Source organism: Shigella sp. FC1967, from assembly GCF_001743005.1.
GTDB lineage: Bacteria > Pseudomonadota > Gammaproteobacteria > Enterobacterales > Enterobacteriaceae > Proteus.
On the sequence record NZ_MIIZ01000702.1, the window covers coordinates 1 to 4,489 of the forward strand.

General features: G+C 37.7%; 4 protein-coding genes and 1 pseudogene. 4 read left to right on the forward strand and 1 reads right to left on the reverse strand.

What is annotated here, in order from left to right; translation table 11 throughout:
* Window positions 1-233 precede the first annotated feature (233 nt).
* From BHE89_RS10365 to BHE89_RS25560, 4 genes are all read left to right on the forward strand, one after another.
* The gene (locus BHE89_RS10365; protein ID WP_286146062.1) at window positions 234-785 is read left to right on the forward strand and encodes a metal-dependent hydrolase; all 552 of its coding nucleotides are present in this window, start codon (window positions 234-236) and stop codon (window positions 783-785) included.
* 259 nt (window positions 786-1,044) lie between these two features.
* The gene (locus BHE89_RS10370; protein ID WP_069369362.1) at window positions 1,045-2,436 is read left to right on the forward strand and encodes an L-cystine transporter; all 1,392 of its coding nucleotides are present in this window, start codon (window positions 1,045-1,047) and stop codon (window positions 2,434-2,436) included.
* A gap of 135 nt (window positions 2,437-2,571) precedes the next feature.
* Entirely contained in the window at window positions 2,572-2,700 is a 129-nt protein-coding gene (locus BHE89_RS25555; RefSeq protein WP_286146063.1) for a hypothetical protein, read from the forward strand.
* 187 nt (window positions 2,701-2,887) lie between these two features.
* A complete protein-coding gene (locus BHE89_RS25560) occupies window positions 2,888-3,436 on the forward strand; it encodes a hypothetical protein (protein ID WP_286146064.1) in 549 nt (182 codons plus the stop codon).
* Window positions 3,437-3,523: 87 nt separating this feature from the next.
* Here BHE89_RS25560 and htpX read toward each other — a convergent pair.
* A pseudogene (htpX, locus tag BHE89_RS10380) lies at window positions 3,524-4,418 on the reverse strand (protease HtpX).
* Between the last annotated feature and the right edge of the window lie 71 nt (window positions 4,419-4,489).

The window sequence follows — 4,489 nt, forward strand, 5'->3', positions numbered from 1 at the left end:
CCCCTTTTCTACTTTAAAGTCTTCTTCTTGCATATTTTGATGATCGTTGATCATTACTATCTTACTTTTTAGTCTTTTATCCTAAATTCGATCATTTTTAAATCAATTGAATAAAACATTCCTGTTATTCATTAATATTTAAGACAATTTTTATCTTTTTTGTCTGTTAGTTATCGTCAAAACCTTTTATACTTCATTACTGTATAAATGAACAGCAAACGAACAGACACGGAATGACAGCAGAAGGACATCTACTTTTTTCTGTGGCAACACTTGTGTTAGCGCAGAAGCTTGAAATAACGCCAGCTCTTGCTCATGGTGATTGGTTTCACATGATCCCTGCTGTCTTATTAGGCTCACTTCTACCTGACTTAGATCATCCAGGTTCTATTCTGGGGCGATTATTCCGTATTATCTCTCTGCCCCTCTCAAAGCTCTGTGGTCATCGCGGTTTTACACATAGTTTACTTGCGTTTTGTGGTTTAGCTATTTTGTGGGAAATCCAAGTTTCACCACGTTGGGGTATTTCTGCCGATATCTTTCATGCTCTTTTATTGGGTTATCTTAGCCATCTCATTGCCGATATGTTAACCCCCGCTGGCGTTCCTTTCTTATGGCCTTTAAAAATGCGTTTTGCATTACCTATTTTAGGCAAAAAGAACAATAAAAAAGGCGAGCGATTTATCTCTGTTTTGATCCTTGTTGGTGCACTTTTTTTTACCACCTCACCTGACTATTACCCTGCCTTCGCAAGTCAACGATTGGTTACAGATGTACCACAATAAGCGTGCTAATTTTTAACACACACGGACAAAACTCTACGTTTCTCTATTTATTTATAAATTATTACATCTTTTTATGCCTACTTTCCTTGTTTTTATAACCAAACAGTTATATAAAATAATAATTAATTATAAAAAGTTATTAACAATCCTGTTACTCTATAACGAATTGATGCTGTTATATCCTTTCTTATTACCTAAGAACTCATATCGCATACAATCGTCGAAATTATATAAATAAAGATCTCGTTGGAGAGTTAAGATGAATTTTCCGTTAATCATTAACGTACTCGTCTTTGTTGTGCTATTACTCATCTTGGCTAAATTAAGTCAACGTCAGTGGAGCCTTTCAAAGAAAGTTCTTGTTGGTTTAGTTTTTGGTGTGGTTTTTGGGCTAGCACTACATGCATTCTATGACTCACATGATCCTATTATTAAAGAATCTATTCTTTGGTTTAATATCGTGGGTAATGGCTATGTACAGCTGTTACAAATGATCATTATGCCATTAGTATTTGCCTCTATTCTTAGTGCCGTTGCTCGTTTGCATCAAGCATCATCACTAGGAAAAATTAGTGGCCTTACTATTGGTACACTATTATTCACCACAGCTATTTCTGCTTTAATCGGTATTGTTATTGCTAACCTATTTGGCTTAACAGCAGAAGGCTTAGTACAAGGTGAACAAGAAGCACAGCGCTTAATTGCACTTGAACAAAATTATATGGGCAAAGTTTCTGACTTAACGATGCCACAACTTATTTTGTCATTTATTCCTAAAAATCCATTTGCTGATTTAACAGGTGCAAGCTCAACATCGATTATTAGCGTCGTTATCTTTGCAACTTTCTTAGGCATGGCTGCACTGAAATTACTCAAAGAAGACCAACCTCGTGGTGAGAAAGTTTTAGTTGCAATTGATTGCTTACAATCATGGATCATGAAGCTAGTTCGCATTGTTATGATGTTGACACCTTATGGTGTAATGGCTCTAATGACTAAGGTTGTTGCAAGTTCAAATATGCACGACATCATTCAATTAGGAAGCTTTGTTGTTGCTTCTTATGTTGCTATTGGCTTAATGTTTATTGTTCATGGATTACTGGTCAGCTTCACAGGTTTAAATCCTATTAAATTCTTCAAAAAAGCAGGTCCTTTATTAGCCTTTGCATTTACAAGCCGTTCAAGTGCGGCAAGTATTCCTTTAAATATTGAAACACAAATTAAGCGTGTTGGTGTACCAGAATCTATCGCAAGCTTCTCATCATCTTTTGGTACAACAATTGGTCAAAATGGTTGTGCGGGTATTTACCCTGCGATGTTAGCGGTTATGGTTGCACCTACAGTGGGAATTAATCCATTAGACCCAATGTGGATAGCGACTTTAGTTGCTATTGTGACTGTTAGCTCTGCTGGTGTCGCTGGCGTGGGTGGTGGTGCAACATTTGCAGCCCTTATCGTTTTACCTGCAATGGGCTTACCAGTGACATTAGTTGCTCTGTTAATCTCAGTAGAGCCGTTAATTGATATGGGACGTACAGCATTAAACGTTAGTGGCTCAATGACAGCGGGTACAATTACTAGTCAAATTATGGGGCAAACGGACAAAGCTGTTTTTAACCAAGATGAAGAAACTGAACTTACAGTAAAATAAACTTTATCTACCCTATTGATAAAGCCAGTTCATTTGAGCTGGCTTTTTTTTGTATCTATATTAAGTTACCTATCTTCTATTTATGTCATTCTCTATTATCAATTAATCCCCCTATAAATATAACAAGGTAAAATCGTGCAAAAAACTATGCGAGTTTTGCGTAAACTCTATAAATATGAAAACTGCCAATATGATCCAGAACGCCAAGTTTCACTGTATCACCTTGATATCCTTTCAGATAAAGAAAAAAACTTAATTATTTGAAGTCAATTGGCAACCTAATATTATAGAAAAATTTACTGATCACACTGATGTTATCTCGAAATTAAATAGCTTAAGGAATAATCCTTTACTCACCCAAAAGCGTTGCTTAGATGCTTTTGTTGCGGGGGTTGGGGGAAGTTATCTTAGAGGTCGCTCGGTTTTAGGTGCTTTTCATAAATTACAAAATTTGCCATCACATGATTATAAAGAAAAGCCTCAATATGACTGCTGTTGGATTTGTAGTGATGGGGATAAGCAAAAACATATTAATGATAGCTATTTTCAATATTGCCTCTATTACGGTAACGCTTATACAGGCCGCCCTTCTTATGCCTACTTGAACTTAAAGCATCTACTGACCGTCGTACCAGTAAGTCCAACGCCCGCTGATAAAGCGATCTTTAAGCAATTACTCCATTTATTACGCCATGCACCTGAAGATGAAACGCCGGGTAAATTTGAAAAGAGATTAAATGAAGCTAAGTTAATTTCTGGTGATAGATATACCAAACGAGGTGTTTTACACTCACTTGCCTTAGTTGGTGTTATTCCTAATGCCTATATTCCATTATCTTTAAATCATTGGGCTAATTTCGGCGATATGACTATTGCAGAAAACCAGCTTAATAACACCAAAGGTCGCTCTGATATGGAAATGCCATGGGCTGGCTGGAAAGGTAATCTTAAAATTGATGAGGAAAAAGTAGCAACATACTTTGGGGAATATTTAGATTAAACACCCCATTTTCTTCATAAACAGAAAGCGCCCAATACTTTCATATTGAGCGCTTTAATTTGAGCGTTCGCGATTAAACCCTCAATTTTATTTTAAATACTCACCATTGCGCAGTGCTTCAATACGCTTATCTAATGGCGGGTGAGATAAAAATAACTCACTGAATGACTTATTACGGCCATTAATACAGAAAGCCATCATGCTACTCTCTTCTTGTGGCTCATAACTCGTTTTCAGCCGTTGTAATGCAGCGATCATCTTTTCACGACCAACAAGCTTTGCAGAGCCTGCATCCGCATGGAATTCACGATAACGAGAGAACCACATGGTAATAATACTTGCCAAAATACCGAAGACAATTTCAAGCACCATAGAAATTCCCATATAGACCCATGGGTTTCCGTTACTATTTTCGCTCTCTTCATCGCTCGAAATAAAATTCGCCACAAATTGAGCAATAATACGGGAGATAAAGATCACGAAAGTATTCACAACACCTTGTAATAAGGTCATCGTTACCATATCACCATTAGCAACATGGCTAATTTCGTGTGCTATAACAGCTTCCGCTTCATCACGGCTCATACTGGCTAATAATCCGGTGCTAACCGCCACCAACGAAGCATCACGACGAGCCCCCGTTGCAAACGCATTAATGTCTGGCGCATCGTAGATTGCAACTTGAGGCATTTTAATGCCGACTTGTTCCGATTGGCGTCTTACTGTATCTAATAACCAACGCTCTACTTCTGAAGTTGGGTTTTCGATAACTTGGCCACCCACTGAACGTAATGCCATCCATTTTGACATTAATAGTGAAATGAATGCACCACCAAAGCCAAATAAGCCCGCCATGATCATCAAGCCTTGAACGCTACGACCTTGTATACCTGTTAAAGATAAGATGATCCCAAAAAACAAACATAACGGCTAAGTTTGTTAGCAGGAATAAAGCTTGGCCACCCACTGAACGTAATGCCATCCATTTTGACATTAATAGTGAAATGAATGCACCACCAAAGCCAAATAAGCCCGCCATGATCATCAAGCCTT